This window comes from Paenibacillus sp. LT-B23 (assembly GCF_059417685.1).
This window is the reverse complement of sequence record NZ_JBSQBM010000002.1, coordinates 294,668-313,902: the sequence shown is the minus strand read 5'-3', so window position 1 is coordinate 313,902 and position 19,235 is coordinate 294,668. Positions and strand designations below refer to the sequence as shown.

Sequence of the window (19,235 nt, the reverse complement as noted above, 5' to 3'; positions counted from 1 at the left end):
ACAGAAAGGGAGCAAGTCAACGCTTGCTCCCTTTCCTATCTAAATTTTGCAGCTAAGTTTTTCGGATGCTCAGCAGCGAATTGCCGTTACGCATAACCTCATATGACACCTTGATAAGTCGGTCACTGTACATAAACAGGAAATGGGCGGACAGCACCATATGAAACTGCTCGTCCCCAAAGGGCAGCTCCGGCAGTCCACAGCAACGTAGCGCTCTGGACGCCTTCTCATATGTTTTACCTTTACTCATCTCGTCTCCTGGATAATTAACAATATATGGGCGCATAGAGTAAATAGCATGATTATGTTATCGACTAATGTTCTGCTCAAAGGGCATAATTGTAAAAGAGAAATCCTATATCTTAGGAACTATCTTACATTCTTTTATTGGTAAATATTAGAAATTGATAGCGTACAATATTCATTGTTCGATATGTAAAATGAACTAAAAAAAGAATATTTCTTATTCTATTTTAGTTATTTAAGACTATTTTTTCAACCCCTTTTGTAACTAAATACCTATAATATATCTTTTAGGCAGTCTTCCACATAGTCGGGGGCTGCTTTTTGCATTTGGCTAACCGTATGAAGGTATCGTTGCGTCGTATTGATGTGGGAGTGTCCGAGATTTTCCTGCACCTGCTGTAACGATGCACCATGAATCAAGGCTAATGTAGCATTCGTGTGGCGAAACCAGTGGGGGGTTATCTTTTTCGTGATCCCGGCTTTTTCCCTGGCCAGCTTAATAATCGTCTCCACTTGCCTTACTGACAACGGAAACAACCTCTCTCGCATATTTAATGGGTCCTCTTGCTGGAAAGCGTCTCTGTACTGCCTGTACATCTCCCAAAGTCTTGCGGGTACTTTGACCTCGCGCTGTTTGCCTCCTTTTCCGTTAAACACAGTCAGCCATATGAACATTTCCGTCGGATCGGTATGGAAGTGATCCCACTGTATAGATACCATCTCAGATACCCGAAGGCCCAATAAAACCAGCGTGAGCGCGATCAGATAATTTCGTTCCCCCTGTGTTTTTAAATAGGCTAAAAGCTGACGCAGCTCATTTTTCGTTAAGAAATGATTTTTACTGTTCACTGGAATCCTGGGGGTTCGTACACTTGTGGTGGGATTGTGCTGAAAAATACGAATGCTCGGATCACTCCCCCACTTGTATAGAGATTTTAATGGGGCCAAAAAGCTGGCAATGGTCGCTGGTGCAGGTGTTTGCTTGGTAGGACTGCAAGCACCCTCTAATAAGCCGATTTTATAGACCTCTATATCCTGCCATGTCACTTTCTGTAACGGTTTACCAGATGTGAAATTTCGAAACTGCTGAATGGCCCTCTTGTAGTTGCGCAGGGTATACGGGGAGTTACTGCAAGTACTTAAAAATAATCCTGTAATTTCGTCATCCGTGTACGTCTCTGGGTTATGCATGGAAGGGGCATGTAGCTGAGAAGATGTCATTTTAGACGTATACATAAAAAAATTCCTCCTGTTCGTTCGCACAATGAATATTGTGCGATATCTATTCTCAATATTAAGGCAAATCGCTGACAGTGCGTCAAACTGGAGGAATATTTATGGAAAATGTTTTAGTGAGCTGTCTAACTCGCCTGCTATCCAAAGATAAACAATTGTATGAACACTGCCTGCGGGTTGGCAATATGGCTAAGCAAATAGCTCCTTACCTGGATTTTGATGACCAGCAGACACGGAAATTCGTCATAGGTTGTTGCATTCACGATGTTGGAAAAATGCTGCTGCCGGATGACATATTGAATAAATCAGCTCCTTTAAATGAGGAAGAGTGGAAAGTCATGAGGCTCCACCCTCTGTTGGGTACCCAGCTTATTTTAAGAGAGGGCATGCTGGACCAGGATATTGTAGATATCGTCCGATTTCACCATGAACGCTGGGATGGACAGGGCTATCCGTTTGGCATAAGTGGGGACAAAATCCCACCTATGGCTCGAATGTGTTCTATCATGGATGCATTTGATAGTATGATTTCCGATCGACCGTATCGCCAGGGCATGTCCATTCAGGAGGCCAAAGAGGAGCTTTGGCGTCACATTGGAACACAATTTGATTTGCTATATGTTGAACGGTTTTTGCATTTGCCTGAGGACCTGTCAAGTACCCTTGGACAATAATTCAGTGGGAGGCATGTTCCATGATATCCACCATCGTAGGTCTTATCATTTTTATGATCGTTGTATGCTTGGTCATCGGAATTATTCATTTCATAGATTTAAAAAAACAATTGGGTATTAAAGAGCTGGAGAAAAAGGAAATGAAGAAGTTACTGGAGGAAGCCAACAGCAAGTTGAATCGGCGGGAAGCCTTTCGTTTGGGTATTCCGGATGAGGGCTGTGCGTTTGAGTTTTTACATTTTGGAGATGAGACTCTGGCAAGGCTTACTCATAGAAAAGGGATCGGTAAAATACAAGACATTAGCGTGAAGGGGCTAAAGCTGATTTGCGATTATGATCTGCCTTTGAAAAAACCAGTCCTCATTCAGGTTGAATTTGAGCTAAATAAAGAGCCTTTTGTCTTGCAGGCACATTTAATCCGAAAAGAGGCGCATATTAGCCAACCTTTTATAACCTATGGGCTTGTGTTTGATGAAATGAGTTCCAGCGATCAGGAAAGGCTGATGTACTGCATTAATCAGCGTGTTTTAAAAACCGCAGCTTCCACCACACCTACACCTGTGGTATAAAAAAATCCAAGATCGCTTTTGTGTATCTGTTCCCGTTATGCAATGACCTGAGCCGTTGGGGAAAGGATCACAAGATCTACTATTGTGAAACCTAATTGTTATTGAAAGATTAAAGAAAAGAGATCAACGCGTTTTACGAAAATAAAGTTGGACGAATTGTCATTTTTAAAAAAGTCTATACATATAATTTAAATGTATAGACAAATCATAAAAGCGGATTTATAATTACGCTGTAAACGTTTTCTAGTAGTTAGTATCCAATCAGACCTTGAAGGGAAGGAACAATCATGAAAAATATTTTACTGGCGTGCAGCTCGGGTATGTCTACAAGTTTGCTGGTTACCAAAATGCAGGATTATGCCAAGTCTATTGGAGACGAGGCTGAAATTTGGGCAGTAGGTCAGGATCAGGCAGCAGAAGAAATGGCTAAGGCGGACGCGGTATTGATCGGACCACAAATGAGCTTTCTTAAAGGACAACTGCAAAAGGAAGCTGCTCAATATGGTATCCATGTAGAAGTGATCGACATGATGGCATACGGATTGGTCGACGGCAAGAAAGTCTATGAACAGGCTTTGAAGCTGGTGGAGCGTAAAAATGGATAAAGTCAACATAGCCGATCTGACGGAAGAACAAATTAGTTTCCAACTTATTCTTCATAGTGGAAGCGCTCGCAGTAAAGTGATTCAAGCACTGAGCGAATACCGGAATGAGAACACGGAAGGTGCAGACGATCTCATTAAGCAGGCGAAGCAGGATTTGCGGGCTGCGCATGATATCCATTTTCAAATGGTGAAGAATGAAGCCGGAGGAACCCCAACTCCTTTGTCGCTCCTTCTGATGCATGCGGAAGATCATCTCATGTCCACGGTCACCATGAAGGATCTGGTTCAAGAGCTGCTAGAGCTTTTCAAATCCAGAAATTTATAATCTGTACACAAGAGTTTGTGAAATTAGGGGCATGAAAATTTCACAACAAACCTGATGCAAGTTACTTCGCGGGGAGGAATAGGCTTTGTTTGAAAAATTAAGCCAAATTTTAATACCTATTGCCGGTAAACTGAACAATAACCGCTATCTTACTGTACTGCGTGATGCATTTATGTTGTCATTTCCATTAACGGTTTTCGGCTCTATTATCGTCGTTATTATTAATCTGCCGTTTCTAAAAGGGTGGATGGGCGAGGGCAATCTGACGACTTTTCAGAATCTGCTGAATATTGCGCCTAATGCAACACTGAATATCATGACCATGTTCGTGGTCGTCGGGATCGGGTATTATCTATCCCGAAGTTATAAGGTAGAGCCGATATTTGGCGGTATGATCGCTTTGGCCAGCTTCCTGATGCTGACTCCGTTCGTGCTGACTCAAGAGAGTGGCGCTACGATTGCAGGTGTTATTCCGGTCGACCGGATTGGGGCCAAGGGCATGTTCCTCGGGATGATCGTCGCTTTTATCGCGGCTGAGATTTACCGAAAGGTGACGCAGCGGAACATTATTATTAAAATGCCTCCGGGCGTTCCCCCGGCAGTTGCCAAGTCTTTTGCCGCATTGCTGCCTGCGTGTATTACGCTGGGAATATTTTTAATCATCAACGTAGTGGTCACTTTGACGCTTCACAATAATCTGCATGACTTGATTTATCATGCCGTTCAGGCACCGCTGGTGCATTTGGGCAGTGGCATTATCCCTACATTGATTGCAGTTTTCTTTGTTCAGCTTTTATGGTTCTTCGGGCTACATGGTCAAATTATTATCAACTCGGTCATGGACCCGATCTGGAATACGCTGGCACTGGAAAACTATGAGGCGTACTCGAAGGGAGCGGAATTACCGCATATTATCACGAAGCAATTCGTTGATATTTATACAGTAGGCATCGGCGGTACAGGTATGACACTGGCCGTGGTGCTCTCGATTCTATTCTTCCTCAAGAGCAAGCAAATGAAGCAGGTCAGTAAGCTGGCCCTTGGACCGGGCTTGTTCAATGTTAACGAACCCGTCATATTCGGTCTGCCGATTGTGATGAATCCGCTGATTTTTGTTCCTTGGGTGATTTCACCCATGATCGTTACGCTGATTACTTACTTTGCCATGTCTACCGGAATTGTGCCTCCACCTAATGGGATACAGGTTCCTTGGACGATGCCATTGTTCTTTAGCGGAATGATGGGGACGGGTTCCCTGATGGGCGGAGTGCTGCAACTGTTTAATATGGTTGTTGTCTTTATCATCTGGTTCCCTTTCCTGAAAATTATCGACCGGGTAAATGTTCGTAAAGAACAGGAAGAGGAGCTAAGCCAGGCGGCCATTGCAGGCAAGGATCAATCGATAGGAATGTAATGTGAATCTTCTGCTACGCCAGCAGCAGTTTCATGGAACAAGAGAGAGGAGTAGAGCTGTGAATCATACCGAAATTAAAGATACAGAGCAGCAAACCATTTCATACCGTTTTCCATCCGACTTCTGGTGGGGTTCCTCAGCTTCGGCTACCCAGACGGAAGGAACCGTAGAGGGAGACGGCAAAGGGCCGAACATTTGGGATCATTGGTTTGAGCAGGAGCCGAACCGTTTCTATGACGGGGTCGGTCCAGCCGATACGTCTCGTTTTTATACACGCTACAAAGAAGATATTGCACTGATGAAGGAGCTGGGCCATAATTCATTTCGGTTTTCCATCTCCTGGTCGCGCCTGTTTCCAGCGGGAAGAGGTGTAATGAACGAGCAGGCGGTTCAATTCTATAATGCAGTGATAGAAGAATTGCGTCAGGCCGATATTGAGCCGTTCGTGAATTTGTATCACTTTGACTTGCCGATGGCTTTGCAGGAAAAGGGAGGCTGGGTAAATCGGGATACGGTCGAAGCTTATGTGGATTACGCCAATACCTGCTTCGAGCTGTTCGGGGATCGTGTAGCCAAATGGTTTACGCATAACGAGCCAATTGTCCCGGTGGAAGGCGGCTATCTGTACGATTTCCACTACCCGAATGAAGTGGATTTCCGTAAAGCTGTACAGGTGGGGTATCATACCCTGTTATCGAGCGCCAGTGCCATTCAGGCATACAGAAAGGGAGGCTATAAGGGTAAAATTGGCATTATTTTGAACCTGACGCCAACCTATCCGCGTAGTCAGCATCCGGCAGACGTGCAGGCTGCTGAAATATGCGATGCGTTCTTTAACCGTTCCTTTTTAGACCCATCTGTGACGGGAGAATTTAATCCTTTGCTCGTGGAGCTGTTACGCCAAGAGGATTTTTTACCAGTAACGGAAGAAGGGGACCGGGAGATTATACGTCAGGGTAAGGTTGACCTGCTGGGCATTAACTATTATCAGCCGCGCAGAGTCAAGGCCCGCGAAAGTCTGCCGAACCCGGACGCGCCTTTTGTGCCCGAACGTTACTTCGATTATTACGTTATGCCTGGTCGCAAGATGAATGAGATGCGGGGCTGGGAAATCTACGAAAAGGGAATATACGACATTTTGACTAATGTCAGAAAAAATTATGGTAACATCGAATGCTTCATTTCAGAAAATGGAATGGGTGTTCAAGGTGAGGAAAAATTCAGGGATGAACAGGGCATGATCCACGATGATTATCGGATTGATTTTATCCGTGAGCATCTAAAATGGGTTCAACGGGCGATCTCGGAGGGCTCTAATGTGAAAGGCTATCACCTGTGGACGTTTATGGACAACTGGTCCTGGTCGAACGCCTATAAAAACCGCTATGGCTTTGTATCAGTCGATCTTCAGGACGGAGGGAAACGATCCGTTAAACAAAGTGGGCACTGGTTCAAGCAAGTGATCGAAAATAACGGATTTTAAGGTGGTCCTCTGGACCGCCTTTTTTTCTTCATCACCGAAAATGGGCGATGTCTTATGCCGCTGGTGAGAAAGTATAATGTTCGGTATACTTACTTATACCGTAACACCTTAACGTCCCGCCTGCAGAACAAAAAGAACCAGCGCTACCGATGTTTTGGTAAAATGCTGACATAAAACAATTTTTAGTACAGGTGGTAGACACATGAACAAATACGAGCGGATTGCACAAGAGGTCAAAGAGCGGATTATGAATAAAACCTATAGCAGTGATGATCCGATTCCCGATGAGATCTCACTGGCAAAAGAATTTCGTGTAAGTCGGATGACGATTAAGAGGGCATTGGACACATTGGTGATGGACGGGTTGCTGAATCGCAAGAGAGGACACGGGACCTTTATCGTCAAATCGGTCCACAATGGCCCTGTTAACGTCGTTGTAAATGAAATGCTGGGGCTGACCAACGTACTGCGCGGGAAAGAGATTAAAAATAAAATTGTCGCTTTTGATGTTCAATTTCCATCCGAGGAGGTAGCTGCCCAACTATTTATTGATGCCAATTCCCCGGTATATCACGTGATCCGTCTGCGTGTTGTAGAGGGCGAGCCCTATGTTATCGAGCGCACGTACATGCCAACGAAGCTGGTTAGCGGTATTACCGAGCAGGTGCTGCACGGCTCGGTGTACAAACATATTAAGGAGGAGCTGGGCCTTAATATTGTGGGTTCACATCGTACGATCCGAGCATCCAAGTCAACAAGACTGGATCGGGAGCACCTGGACTGTGCAGCGGATGATCCGATATTGGAAATTGAGCAGGTGGGTTATCTGGATACGGGTATACCATTTGAATACTCTTTCTCGCGGCATCGGTACGATAAATTTGTGTTTACCACGGTGAACCGGATGCGTTGAGCGAGTAAAGAATAAAAGAATAAGCATAAGGATTCGAGCTACAGATCTCGGATCCTTATGCTTTCTTTTGGTTAACCATTTAGGGGAAAAGGAGATGTTCTATTTTTTACAATAAGAAATAAAATTTTCTAACCATTGTATGATTCCAATCTCGCGTAAAATAGCACCATCTAATACAAGATAATCGCCAAAGTTATCACTATCAAGAGGAGGAATAGTTTCATAGCGTTCTTTATTTTTGCGTAAATGTTCCAGCCTATCTTGATGTTGAAGCAGCTGATGTTCCAACAGATCTAATCGGGTTGTTACATCCAGATGATTAGAAAAATACATTCTCAGCCTAAACACATCTTTGGGAGTGGGTTCAATAGGCTCCGCTTTTTTTAACCATTGTAAAAAATCTTCTTTGCCTTCCTCCGTAATCGAATACAATTTTTTTTCTAAAATCTCTCCGCTAATTTGGATTTCGTAGACGATAAGTCCCTCATTAAGCAGTTTTTTTAATTCTGGATAGATCTGACTGTGCTTTGCAGTCCAAAATTCGCCTAAATCTCTACTGAATTCTTTACCGATATCATAACCAGTCATAGGTTCTTTATTTAACAAGCCTAGGATGGCATATTTTAAAGTTCTCATAAGGCTCTCTTCCTTATACATATTCGTCGTTTATTGGTTAAGTATAACATATTTAGCGAGTCCTCAATAAGATTAATACATATATTAAAAAACATGTTCAACAAATCATATATATACATACATGTTTGTGTTGATATATTCGAAAGTGCGTGTTAATATTAATTCGAAATATGTGAATGATTTCACAATACAACGACGAGGGAGAAGAAGATCTTAGTGGAACTTACAAAAAAGAGATGGATTATTCTGATTGCAAGCTGCTTTATTAATCTGTGTATTGGATCAATTTACGCGTGGAGTGTATTTTCTGCCCCAATGGCAGAATATTTGAGCAGCGTAACAGGACTTAGTTTAACACCGGGGAATTTGGCTATAGCATTTACGATTACAAATTCGGTAGGTCCTATCACGATGATTTCAGGTGGCTGGATTAATGATCGGTTCGGGCCCAAGAAAGTGATCTTTGTAGGGGGCTTGCTGTTTGGAGGCGGTATGATTTTATCAGGATTTGCAACATCTGTAGGTTACCTGGTATTGGCTTACGGTATCGTACTCGGCCTAGGAACGGGAATGGTTTACGGATGCACAATTAGCAACTCTATTAAGTTTTTCCCTGACAAAAGAGGATTAGTTGGCGGTATAACAACGGCTGCTTATGGAATAAGCTCAGTTATTATACCTCCTATTGCCAATAGTTTAATCAGTAGGTCTGGTGTGACATCAGCATTCATTATCATCGGTATAGCATTTCTTATTATTGTATGTGCTGCTTCTTTCTTCATTGAGAAATGTCCATCTGATTTTGTCCCTGCAGGATGGACACCCAAGACTGTAAATGTTGGCCGTTCTATTCAGAACGACAAAGACTGGAAAGGCATGCTCTCAAGCCCTCTGTTTTATATCATGATCTTGTTATTAATGTGTGGTGCTTTTGCCGGACTCATGTGTACATCACAAGCTTCTCCTATAGCTCAGAAAATGATTGGTATGTCTGCGGCAGCCGCTACGACAGTTGTTTCCGTATTGGCATTGTTTAACACGGGCGGACGAATCGTTGCAGGCTATATTTCGGACAAAATCGGTCGAATCAATACCCTGGCATTTTCTTCTGTCTTTTCGGTCATAGGACTCACATTGCTTTATTTTTCAGGTGAAGGTAGTGTGTTGACATTCTATATTGGTATTTCAGTTATTGGTTTATGCTTTGGTGCACTGATGGGGGTATTTCCTGGATTTACTGCCGATCAGTTTGGTGTGAGAAATAATAGTGTGAATTATGGAATTATGTTTATTGGATTTGCAACAGCAGGATACTTTGGCCCATCCATTATGAGTCATGTTTACAGCACAGACAGTAGCTATCAGAGAGCTTTTGTCATTGCGGCCGTACTTGGCATAACAGGACTTGTTCTAACATTTGTATATAAGTTGGCTGCCCGAAAAAATCAGAAGATGGCTGTGGATAATAATTAGAAATAAATCCATTAAATGTAAGAAAGCAATAAATACAGATAAGGAGAATGAAATCATGCAAAGAAAATATCCAAACCTAAGTAAACCAATCACGATTGGAAATGTGACTTTCAGAAATAGAATGTTTGGCTCTCCTATGGGAGGTACAGATATTACAGCTGACTGCACTATTGGACCGAAATCTACAGCTTTTTATGAATTAAGAGCAAAAGGCGGTGCTGCGTCAGTCACGGTCAGTGAAGTTGTAGTTCATCCCGAAACGGAAGCTTCCCATATGTACCATCTGGATCTGGGGACAGTAGATTCTCTTGCTAGTTTTACCTATACTGCAGACGCTATCCGCCGTCATGGGGCAATTGCCAGTGTGGAATTGTCTCATTCTGGACAGTATGCAGGAACTTATCTGACTGACAAAAATAAGAAACAAGGACTTGCTCAGTGGGGACCCAGCCCCGGAGTACGCCCGGACGGCAGAGAAGTAAAGGAGCTTTCGCAAGAACTAATTGATGATATCGTAGCAGCTTATGGTAGATGTGCTGGACTTGCCAAGAGAGCAGGTTATGAAATGATTATGGTCCATGGCGGACATGGATGGTTGATTAATCAGTTTTTTTCTCCTTATTTCAACCGTAGAACAGACAAGTATGGCGGATCTTTGGAAAACAGGGTGCGTTTTGCACAGGAGGTTCTGGACAGTGTCCGTGAAGCGGTGGGCTCTGGCTTCCCAATCGAGTTTAGAATGAGTGGCTCGGAGTTGTTTGAAGGCGGCTATGACCTGACAGAAGGTATAGAAATTGCTAAATTAATCGAATCAAGAATCGATTTGCTCCATGTATCTGCTGGAACTTATCAGACAGGCTTTGGTATCACACATCCTTCGATGTTCCTGCCTCATGGAAGTAACGTTTATCTTGCAGCAGAGATTAAGAAGCATGTAAGTGTTCCGGTTGCAACGGTCGGCGGATTAAATGACCCGGCTCAAATGGAAGAAATCATTGCCAGCGGTCAGGCGGATGTTGTTGAAATGGCTCGCGCACTGCTGGCTGATCCAGAGCTTCCAAAAAAGGTGATGAGTAACCGCGATGAGGACATTATTAAATGTCTGAGATGCTTCACCTGTATGGCTGAACGTGCAGAAACATCCACAAGACGCTGTACGGTTAACCCATTAATTGGTCGTGAAATGGATGGAACAGAAATATATCCTTCCCCTAATCCACGTAAGGTTCTAGTAGCCGGCGGAGGTCCAGGCGGACTTTATGCAGCTCTTACTGCAGCTAAACGGGGACATAAAGTCATTCTATGTGAGAAGTCTGACGAGGTAGGTGGTATCTTGAGGGGAGAACAGGCGATTCCTTTTAAATATGAGATGTATGAGTTAGGTGTTACTCTCGGAAAACTGGCCAAAGACGCTGGCGTTGAGATTCGTTTGAATACACCTGTTACTAAAGAGTATGCGGAGAAAGAAAATGTGGATGCGTTAATTATAGCGGTTGGTTCCGCACCGCTTGTTCCTCCGATTCCTGGATTGAATGGTGATAACGTAGTCATTGTGAATGACTATTACCTGGAGAAGGACAGGGTCAGCGATAGCGTAGTCGTATTGGGAGGAGGTCTGGCAGGCTGTGAAGCAGCCATTCACCTTGCCCAGGAAGGTAAGACTGTTCATCTGGTAGAGATGAGGGCAGAGCTGGCTCCAGATGCTAATATTAGACATCGTCCCATTATGCTAAAAGAAATCGAAAAGAATAACATTCAAGTTCATTTAGGATTTAAAGGGCTATGTGTTACACAAGAAGGTGTTGTTTGCTCCGATCCCAATGGTGAAGAACATCTTGTTCCAGGTACTTCAGTCATTTGTGCGCTTGGACAACGAGCTAGAAGAAACGTAGTAGATGAGTTAATGGATTGTGCACCTTATGTTTCACAAATCGGAGATTGTGTGAAGGCATCTACGATCACGACTGCAATCTATCAAGGATATCATGCAGCGCTTGATATCTAATGATCTGCGACTCACTATCACCACCTGGCCTGAGACGCTTCTGGAAGTTTAAGAGAGGCATTCGAACATAGCGGTTCAACACCAATCGCACAACTCCTGCAAATGGGTACAACATTGCGCAAGAGTTGTGCGATATTTTTTTTTAGGACTACAGATTGTATGGATGGTCAGCATGGCATAGCCTTTGGTGAATTTGCCCGTAAGGTCTTACGATCTCAAGGGTTTAAGGCAATATTCCAGATGCGAAATTTAATGACCAAGCAGTCTGACTTCATGCACAGTCGGTGTATACCAGTTGTTCGGGTTATTAAACAGCACCGCATTGACGAGATTGATTCGCACGTAGCGTGCTTGAAAATTGACCTTGTCACTGGTAAAGCCATACGCGGTATTACCCGTGCGGTCAATGGTGGAATAGTTAGTTCCATCGGTGCTATATTCAATTTTATACTTATAATACGCCTCAGATCCTTTGTACATAAACCAGGAAATATCTACTTCACTGATCGTCTTCGTACTGCCGAGATCAACCTGCCACCAAGCGGGCCAGGATGCAGACGCAGCCTTCCACGAGGTTTGGGCGTTACCGTCATTCGCCAGCGAAGCGGGAGAGCCGGAGGCGGTTGAATTGGCAGTCGCCGTTTTGCCTTGCGCGTGATTCACAAGAGAAGGCAGAATGACGTTGCCTGTCGTAGCATCCAGATCCCAACTGCTGTACCAGTTCAGCGTTGCCGTCTTACTGGAATCGTTCAGGGTCAGCGGTAGCCATATGAACTTGTGGTCGCTCAGATTGAGTGGATTCCAACGGTCGCCCATATAAATGTAGCTGGTTCCTGCGCTGCCTGTAATGGTGGCGATGGAGTGAATTTGCGAACCGTAAGCTGCCGGGTCACCGAAGGGTGAAAGTGCAGACCAGCTTCCCGTCATGGAGCTGGCGGTGGCATAAGCACCCTGATTCGGATACCAGCCAGATGCTTGCGAGGTAAACAGGTAGTAGGTATTGTTCTTTTTCACCACAGCAGGGGCTTCACGGTAACCATTCTCGAAAATCCAACCCACAAACGATTGCACGTCCGTATAATCGTCGGTCAGCTTGAAGATCGCCATCGTATCGTTGGCACCGCCATTTTTGCGGGAGGCTGTAATGAGGTAGCCGCTTCCGTCCGTATCCGTGAATACGGTCATATCGCGGGATTCATAATTCAGCGGGCGGAAGCTGCCTTGATAGGCAAAAGTTCCGTCTGGTGTATCGCTGGTAGCGACAGCTACGCGGCCCAGCGAATAATCGGTGCCATTTTCATAATGAGCCCATAGCACGTATTTTCCGGTTGCTTTGTTATAAATGACCTTGGGACGCTCAATTTTGCTTGAATTAAGCTCAGGGGCGGAATCCTTGCTGAGAATAGTGCTGCGGAAGGACCAATTTTTCAGGTCGGTTGAGGTATATACATTCACTTTTTCAAATTTCCAGTTCTCGGCATGCTCGCCGTACCAATAATAAGTGGAGCCTACTTTTAGAATATTGCCGCTGTTGGCCTGAATCGGGTTACCTGCGGTATCCTTCCAATCCGTTCCGTTTGTAATGGCTGTGTTTGCTGCTGCGTTCAGCGATAGTGCTGCATCAGCATGAATGGTATCCAAACCATTCAGCGCTTCGACTCCATAGGTTGCATGGGTCACACCTGTCGTATCGGCATGCGCTGCATTCGGTTGAAGCCCTGTACCGACCACTGCAAGTATGATGCATATCCATGCGCCCAGCCATTTGCTATTGATTGACTCCACGATATCATCTGCCTCCCTTAATGCGGATAGGATGGGCCAGAAGGGCTTGTCCGGCACCTCATCTTCGATTTTACCTTAATTGGAAGCGTTTACAAGTGGAATAAATTGAAGTTTTTAGAATGGTGAAACCGTAAAGGGGAAAGGTCATTGCTTATATTCTGAAATGTTTATGATTGTGCGATTTGTCATTGACACGTTCACGAATTATTTCAAATTTAAAGTGACTGCAATCACATTAAAGGCTACTTTATGTGGGTATACTGGGCTGTAAATGGAGGGTTAACAATGGGGTGCATATGTTGAAACACCCTTTGTTCATCTTATTTTGGAGAGAAGAGGGATACAAAGATGCTGAGTGAGCAAACCATTGCAACGATAAAATCGACTGTACCTGTCTTGGAGGTGCACGGAACTACGATCACCAAGCGCTTTTACCAAATGATGTTCGAGGCTCATCCCGAGCTGCTGAATATATTCAATCACGCTAACCAGAAGCAAGGACGTCAGCAAGGGGCGTTGGCCAATGCTGTATATGCGGCTGCACAGCACATTGATCGTCTGGAGGAAATCCTTCCGGTGGTGCGGCAGATTGCACACAAGCATCGCAGTTTGGGAATTAAGCCTGAGCATTATCCTATCGTCGGAAAATATCTGCTCGCTGCGATCAAGGACGTACTAGGAGATGCGGCTACAGACGAGATCATCGCCGCATGGGCCGAGGCCTATGGTGTGATCGCTAATGTATTTATAGACGTGGAAGCTGAAATGTACAAGGAGGCTGGACAGCAGCAGGGAGGCTGGTCAGACTTTAAGAGCTTTGTTGTGCAGAAAAAGGTTAAGGAAAGCGACCAAATTACGTCCTTTTATCTGGTGCCGCAGGATGGACAGGTGCTGCCTGAATTCGAGCCTGGGCAATATATCAGCTTAAAGATGGAAATTCTGGGCGAACACAATACCCACATTCGTCAATACAGTCTTTCGGATGCACCGGGCCAACCTCACTACCGGATCTCCGTGAAGCGCGAGGATGAAGTAGGGTCCCGTCCAGCAGGTAAAGTATCCGTGTATCTGCATGAGCAGGTGCAGGCGGGCGATGTACTACAGGTATCTGCACCGGCTGGCGATTTTACGCTGGATCGAACAGATCGCAGACCTGTGGTACTGATCAGCGGTGGGGTCGGGCTAACACCGATGGTCAGCATGCTGGCTTCCTTGGTGGAGTCTGCTCCGGATCGGCCCATCACCTTTGTCCATGCAGCAGTCAATGGGGATAACCATGCTCTGCGTAATGAGGTGGAAAAGCTGGTCGCCACACATGCACAGACCGCAGTTCGGTGGTGTTACAGCAGACCAACGGAGCAGGATCGGCTGGCGCAGGCTTTTCACAAGGAAGGCCGTTTGGATCTGGCCTGGTTACAATCCGTGATACCGGAACGTAACGCGCAATATTACTTTTGCGGCCCTGAGGGATTCATGCAATCGGTGTATGCTCTTTTGAAGGAGTGGAATATCCCTGCTTCGGATATCCACTATGAATTTTTTGGCCCTGCCAGATCGTGGGAAGCCGAAGCGCAGTGAGGAGTTTAAAAAGGCGAAGGATAGTTTCCTTCGCCTTTGTTGATCATCACGTTTGGAGTTTATATTAATGCTGCCCGTGTTACTTAAATGCTGTTAATCCTCAGACTGTTCCGTCCTGACCGGGAGGTCGCAGAAATGCTGCACGATGCGGTATATACTGGCGTAGTGCATCTGGAATACGGATCGAACCGTCCTCTTGTTGGTGATTCTCCAGCAGCGGGATCAAAATACGGGGTGAAGCAATTGCTGTATTGTTGAGCGTGTAGGCATATTGCAGCTTGCCGTTCACATCCCGGTAGCGGATGTTGGAACGCCGCGCCTGAAAATTAAGCAATTGGGACGACGAATGCGTCTCGCCGTAAGCCTGTCGGCTGGGCATCCATGTCTCAATATCCACCTGCTTGTAAGTTTTTTGCGCCATATCGCCTGTACAGACGGCCATTTTGCGATAAGGCAGCTCCAGCAGTTGAAGCAGGTCTTCCGCATTGCGCGTAATTTCCTGAAACATCTGCTCCGAAGCGTCCAGACTGGCTTCGCAGATCACCACCTGCTCGACCTTGGCGAACTGGTGCACACGATACAGTCCGTGCACATCTCTTCCGGCCGAGCCGACCTCATTACGGAAGCATACCGATACGGCCGCCAACCGGATGGGGTCTGTAACGTCCACGATTTCACCGCTGTAATACGAAACAAGCGGAACCTCCGAGGTACCGACGAGCCATTGATCCTCCCCTGCGATACGGTACGTCTGATCCACCCCGAGCGGGAAGAAGCCAGTGCTGTGCATCGCCTCGGCGCGTACCATCAGCGGAACATCCAGCAACTGAAAGCCCCGTTCGGTCAGCAGGTCCACAGCAAGTTGCTGTACTGCCCGGTGCAACGTGACTCCAGCTCCTGTCAGGTAGTAGTTCCGGGTTCCGGCTGTTTTGACGCCACGGGTAACGTCGATCAGGCTGTGAAGCTGGCCGAGCGCCATATGATCGCGTGGCTCAAATCCCCAATCGGGAACCGTACCGACCCGCTCCAGTTCTACATTATCCTCATCCGATCTGCCCCGTGGTGTATCTGGCGAAACGATATTAGGAACCAGCAGCATGAGCTGTTGAAACCGCTCCTCCACTTCCCGTTGTGGGGCTTCCAGACGGTCTAACTGTCCGTTAATTTCTTTAACCTGCTGCTTGGCCGCTTCCGCCTGTTCACTCTTTCCGGCATGAATCAGTGCGCCAACATCCTGACTGTACTGATTCCGCGTCTGCCGGAGTTGCTCCACTTCCTGAAGCAACTGCTTTCTCCGGTTATCCAGGGTGAGCAGCTCTGCAACAGAGACCTGTATTCCTTTTCCATTTGCTGCTGCCTGAACCTGTTCCTGATGTTCTCTGATCCACTTGATATCCAACATGACACCGCACTCCTTTTCGGATAAAAATACAAAAAGCGCCCTCATCCACATGGGACGAGGAGCGCTCTGATCTCGCGGTGCCACCCAAATTGACCGGACAGTATAACAGATGTCATGACTCTCCAATCCACTTTGCTCCGCTGTAACGGGCGGGTGTCCGGTTTACTTAGGAATACATGTTCATCTTGTACACTCATGTATGTTCCTTGGCGTAAACGCCTCCGAGTTGGATGCTCTTCACGGGCGTAATGTCGTTTGCTTTTTTGTTAGTATACGGATTTTTGGCAGGTTAATCAAGCTACAACAACTTTTTAAGCTGCGATATACGGCCTTGCGACACGCCAAGCCATTGTGCATATTCGCCCTGCTTGGCATGGGGATGTTCATGTACCATTTTTCTTAGACGCTCGACTAATCGTTGTGATGATTGGTTGACTCTCTTTCCTTTGTACGCAGGTTTCTTAACCATTGGAGCAGGAGTGCGACTAACGCCTATATTTCCTTTTATCTCTTGTATACATTTTTTACATAAAAGTGAATTTCTAAAATAGGTCAGATCTTCGTCAGCATTACATAGATTACAGGCGACTCTGATATACTTTCGCATACTCAAAAAACCGGTTTCAATATCCATATAAAATTCTAAAGGATCGCCAACATCGATACCCATAGACATCCGCATTTCTTTAGGAATAACGATTCGTCCTAACGAATCTAAAGAGCGAGTCATACCTGTATTCTTCATCATGATCCCCTCCTTCTTCATCTGTCTTGGCCAAGCTTATTCCTCCAGTTGGGCACTTGCTTGATCGAACACTTGTTGTATGAGCTGGCTTATGCGGGCTTCTGAGATACCCAACATGCCAGCATATTGCTGTTGTGTAGCATGTGGATGGTTTTCATATAGATCTAAAAGAAGCTGGGCCATGATCTCTTTGGGCTGAAAGGCTTGTACACGCATAGATACGGTCTTGAGCATATAGTTGCAATTTTTACATATGAGAAAGCCTTTGAAACCACTTAATTCTTCGGTAGAGAGACAAAAATGACAAGACTGCCCGTAGTATCTTTGTAGTAATAGCGTACCCGTCTTTTCATCTGCAAAAAATTCAATAGAATGACCGTGAAAAATATCGCATGTAAACAGGATTTCCTTGGGAACGACTAAGCGCCCTGTAGGGTCTAAGTTTTTTGTCATTTTTACATGAGGCATTGCCGAAAGACCTCCTATTACCAAGATAAAAAGCAATAAAATAGAAGTATTTATTGTTATTCCAAAAGGTGGTATCATCAGGAGTAGGTAAAACTTTTATTATATTATAAGTTTCCAAAATATATTTTTTAAAAAAATGTGTATCATATTAAAGTTCACGCTGAAAGGGTGGTTTATTCATGGAAATCACACCCAAGATTAGAGCAGAATTAGAAAGATACCTAAAACAAGCAGGCTTGAGCATGACCGAGTTTGGACACATTGCTGGCATGAATCCGGGTACGGTGAGCGGCATTGTAACGGGCAATCGTACCATTTCGGTGCACCAATTGGATCGCATTACGTTAGGAATGAATTTACCAACAGACCATTTCTATGAAAGATATATTGAAGAAAGTGTGATAGATGCACCGCTGAACTGGAAAAGAATTAGCCCGTTCTTGTACCGCTGTGTGCAGTTTCAGCGCGTAGACTGTTTGCAAAAAGTAGTAAGTGTGCTGCTGGATAATCTGGGCTATCTTCCTTATCTCTTTGCATTAGCAGAAGATTGTTATAAACAAGATTATCGGGAAGCAGCGGCTTACCTATACGAGAACATCGCCGAGGGCGAAAAACAGCAGCATTCGGAACGACTTGCGATCTGCCACTATCGCCTGTTCACCCTTGCGATCGGAAAGGATCAGAATCGCAATATGGACGCCGCCGCCAAATTTGAATCGTTTGTCCATCGTTTGCATGAAGTAGATCAACTGGATGCACTCAAAGATTTAGCGAATGTGTACAGAGCATTGAGCCAGTGGGACAAGGTGTATAAGTATGCAAAGCAGATGGGACAGCTAGGGAGAATATACTATGGCATGGTTCATAACTCTGAGCGCAAGGAAAAAGAACCACAAAAGAAGCTAAGTAGGCCACTTTTTGTATACATAGCTTACGCTGAACTGCTGTGTGCTAATGCCTGTGATGCCAAGGGAGATCATAAGCAGGCATTAGCACATCTTCGGGGGTATGCTGATCTAAGCTGGGTAAAGGAAAGTGATCTAGATACACTCCATTGGTTGGGTCTATTTCAGCAATGGGCGAAAATTAATACGTACGTGAACAAGCTGATGTCAGGAGATGTGAGTGTCCTGCCGGATTACGTAGAATATATGGCTGGCGAGAAAGAGATTTTTGCAGAACTCTTAAACGTCATTGAAGCAGCCAATCGCTATAACATAGATGTGGATCATATCCTTCGGCGTTTTGAACCTCAAATTACGGCGTATCAGGAAGTGCCATCTACGGATATGTACACAAAACAATTTTTACCACAGCAGTATGCACGGTTTTGGTACAAGATGGCTAACTATAGTCTGAATAAGGGCAGATACTCTTATGGCTTCGAGTGCCTTTTAGTCGCTTGGGAACATGCTCTTACAATTAATAATCAACTGATTATTTCAAATTGTGCACGATTATTTGAGCGCTTTAGTGTGAAAGCTGTCCTTGAAACAGGAAGAAAACTTCAAAAAATGTGGAACGAAATCGATCAAAAAGATGGCTTTGCTCTTGGCAGCAACTAGCCTTGTACTGGAACTCGTACTACCAGTTCAGGCTAAAGATCCTACCCTGGGCACATTTAAACCGCAAGACCACATTGGTGGATTTTGATCCGAGCACTATTTCATTACCATTG

18 protein-coding genes are annotated in these 19,235 nt (G+C 45.0%); 11 read left to right on the top strand and 7 right to left on the bottom strand.

Annotation, left to right across the window (positions count from 1 at the left end; all coding sequences use genetic code 11):
• Positions 1–52: 52 nt before the first annotated feature.
• On the bottom strand, positions 53–250 hold the full coding sequence (locus ACWXW9_RS04055; RefSeq protein ID WP_494928381.1) for a hypothetical protein: 198 nt from the start codon (positions 248–250) through the stop codon (positions 53–55).
• Positions 251–519: 269 nt separating this feature from the next.
• On the bottom strand, positions 520–1,482 hold the full coding sequence (locus tag ACWXW9_RS04050; protein WP_494928380.1) for a tyrosine-type recombinase/integrase: 963 nt from the start codon (positions 1,480–1,482) through the stop codon (positions 520–522).
• A gap of 101 nt (positions 1,483–1,583) precedes the next feature.
• On the opposite strand from ACWXW9_RS04050, the gene ACWXW9_RS04045 reads away from it, so the two are divergent.
• The 7 genes from ACWXW9_RS04045 to ACWXW9_RS04015 all read left to right on the top strand — a co-directional run bounded on the left by ACWXW9_RS04045 (position 1,584) and on the right by ACWXW9_RS04015 (position 7,465).
• A complete protein-coding gene (locus ACWXW9_RS04045; RefSeq protein WP_494928379.1) occupies positions 1,584–2,156 on the top strand; it encodes an HD-GYP domain-containing protein in 573 nt (190 codons plus the stop codon).
• A 20-nt stretch (positions 2,157–2,176) separates the two neighbouring features.
• Positions 2,177–2,725: a PilZ domain-containing protein gene (locus ACWXW9_RS04040; RefSeq protein ID WP_494928378.1), complete on the top strand. Its 549-nt coding sequence runs from the start codon at positions 2,177–2,179 to the stop codon at positions 2,723–2,725.
• A gap of 287 nt (positions 2,726–3,012) precedes the next feature.
• Positions 3,013–3,330, top strand: coding sequence for a PTS sugar transporter subunit IIB (locus ACWXW9_RS04035; RefSeq protein WP_025684653.1), 318 nt, complete (start codon positions 3,013–3,015; stop codon positions 3,328–3,330).
• Positions 3,323–3,655 carry a PTS sugar transporter subunit IIA gene (locus ACWXW9_RS04030; protein ID WP_025684654.1) on the top strand — a complete coding sequence of 111 codons (333 nt, stop codon included), beginning with the start codon at positions 3,323–3,325 and terminating at the stop codon, positions 3,653–3,655. Before ACWXW9_RS04035 ends, ACWXW9_RS04030 begins: the two co-directional genes overlap by 8 nt.
• 85 nt (positions 3,656–3,740) lie before the next feature.
• Complete coding sequence (gene celB / locus ACWXW9_RS04025; RefSeq protein ID WP_494928377.1) at positions 3,741–5,069, top strand: PTS cellobiose transporter subunit IIC; 1,329 nt, start codon at positions 3,741–3,743, stop codon at positions 5,067–5,069.
• Between the two features lie 58 nt (positions 5,070–5,127).
• Complete coding sequence (locus tag ACWXW9_RS04020) at positions 5,128–6,552, top strand: glycoside hydrolase family 1 protein (RefSeq protein WP_494928376.1); 1,425 nt, start codon at positions 5,128–5,130, stop codon at positions 6,550–6,552.
• A 202-nt stretch (positions 6,553–6,754) separates the two neighbouring features.
• Positions 6,755–7,465, top strand: coding sequence for a GntR family transcriptional regulator (locus tag ACWXW9_RS04015; RefSeq protein WP_494928375.1), 711 nt, complete (start codon positions 6,755–6,757; stop codon positions 7,463–7,465).
• Between the two features lie 99 nt (positions 7,466–7,564).
• Here ACWXW9_RS04015 and ACWXW9_RS04010 read toward each other — a convergent pair whose 3' ends face one another.
• The gene (locus ACWXW9_RS04010; protein WP_494928374.1) at positions 7,565–8,101 is read right to left on the bottom strand and encodes a PadR family transcriptional regulator; all 537 of its coding nucleotides are present in this window, start codon (positions 8,099–8,101) and stop codon (positions 7,565–7,567) included.
• A 216-nt stretch (positions 8,102–8,317) separates the two neighbouring features.
• Between ACWXW9_RS04010 and ACWXW9_RS04005 the strand changes: the two genes are divergently transcribed.
• Positions 8,318–9,574, top strand: a complete 1,257-nt coding sequence (locus tag ACWXW9_RS04005; RefSeq protein WP_494928373.1) for an L-lactate MFS transporter — start codon at positions 8,318–8,320, stop codon at positions 9,572–9,574.
• 55 nt (positions 9,575–9,629) lie between these two features.
• Positions 9,630–11,579, top strand: a complete 1,950-nt coding sequence (locus ACWXW9_RS04000) for an oxidoreductase (RefSeq protein WP_494928372.1) — start codon at positions 9,630–9,632, stop codon at positions 11,577–11,579.
• A 249-nt stretch (positions 11,580–11,828) separates the two neighbouring features.
• On the opposite strand, the gene ACWXW9_RS03995 is transcribed toward ACWXW9_RS04000, so the two are convergent.
• Positions 11,829–13,364 carry a family 43 glycosylhydrolase gene (locus ACWXW9_RS03995; RefSeq protein ID WP_494928371.1) on the bottom strand — a complete coding sequence of 512 codons (1,536 nt, stop codon included), beginning with the start codon at positions 13,362–13,364 and terminating at the stop codon, positions 11,829–11,831.
• Between the two features lie 348 nt (positions 13,365–13,712).
• Here ACWXW9_RS03995 and hmpA point away from each other — a divergent pair, with 348 nt between their 5' ends.
• Positions 13,713–14,942 (top strand): NO-inducible flavohemoprotein, encoded by a 1,230-nt coding sequence (gene hmpA, locus ACWXW9_RS03990; RefSeq protein WP_494928370.1) that lies wholly within the window; start codon positions 13,713–13,715, stop codon positions 14,940–14,942.
• A gap of 100 nt (positions 14,943–15,042) precedes the next feature.
• Here hmpA and serS read toward each other — a convergent pair whose 3' ends face one another.
• From serS to ACWXW9_RS03975, 3 genes are all read right to left on the bottom strand, one after another.
• A complete protein-coding gene (gene serS, locus ACWXW9_RS03985) occupies positions 15,043–16,344 on the bottom strand; it encodes a serine--tRNA ligase (protein WP_494928369.1) in 1,302 nt (433 codons plus the stop codon).
• A 298-nt stretch (positions 16,345–16,642) separates the two neighbouring features.
• Positions 16,643–17,089 carry an AbrB/MazE/SpoVT family DNA-binding domain-containing protein gene (locus ACWXW9_RS03980; RefSeq protein ID WP_494928518.1) on the bottom strand — a complete coding sequence of 149 codons (447 nt, stop codon included), beginning with the start codon at positions 17,087–17,089 and terminating at the stop codon, positions 16,643–16,645.
• A 36-nt stretch (positions 17,090–17,125) separates the two neighbouring features.
• Entirely contained in the window at positions 17,126–17,557 is a 432-nt protein-coding gene (locus ACWXW9_RS03975) for a hypothetical protein (protein ID WP_494928368.1), read from the bottom strand.
• Positions 17,558–17,736: 179 nt separating this feature from the next.
• Between ACWXW9_RS03975 and ACWXW9_RS03970 the strand changes: the two genes are divergently transcribed.
• Positions 17,737–19,122, top strand: a complete 1,386-nt coding sequence (locus ACWXW9_RS03970; RefSeq protein ID WP_494928367.1) for a helix-turn-helix domain-containing protein — start codon at positions 17,737–17,739, stop codon at positions 19,120–19,122.
• Positions 19,123–19,235: the final 113 nt, after the last annotated feature.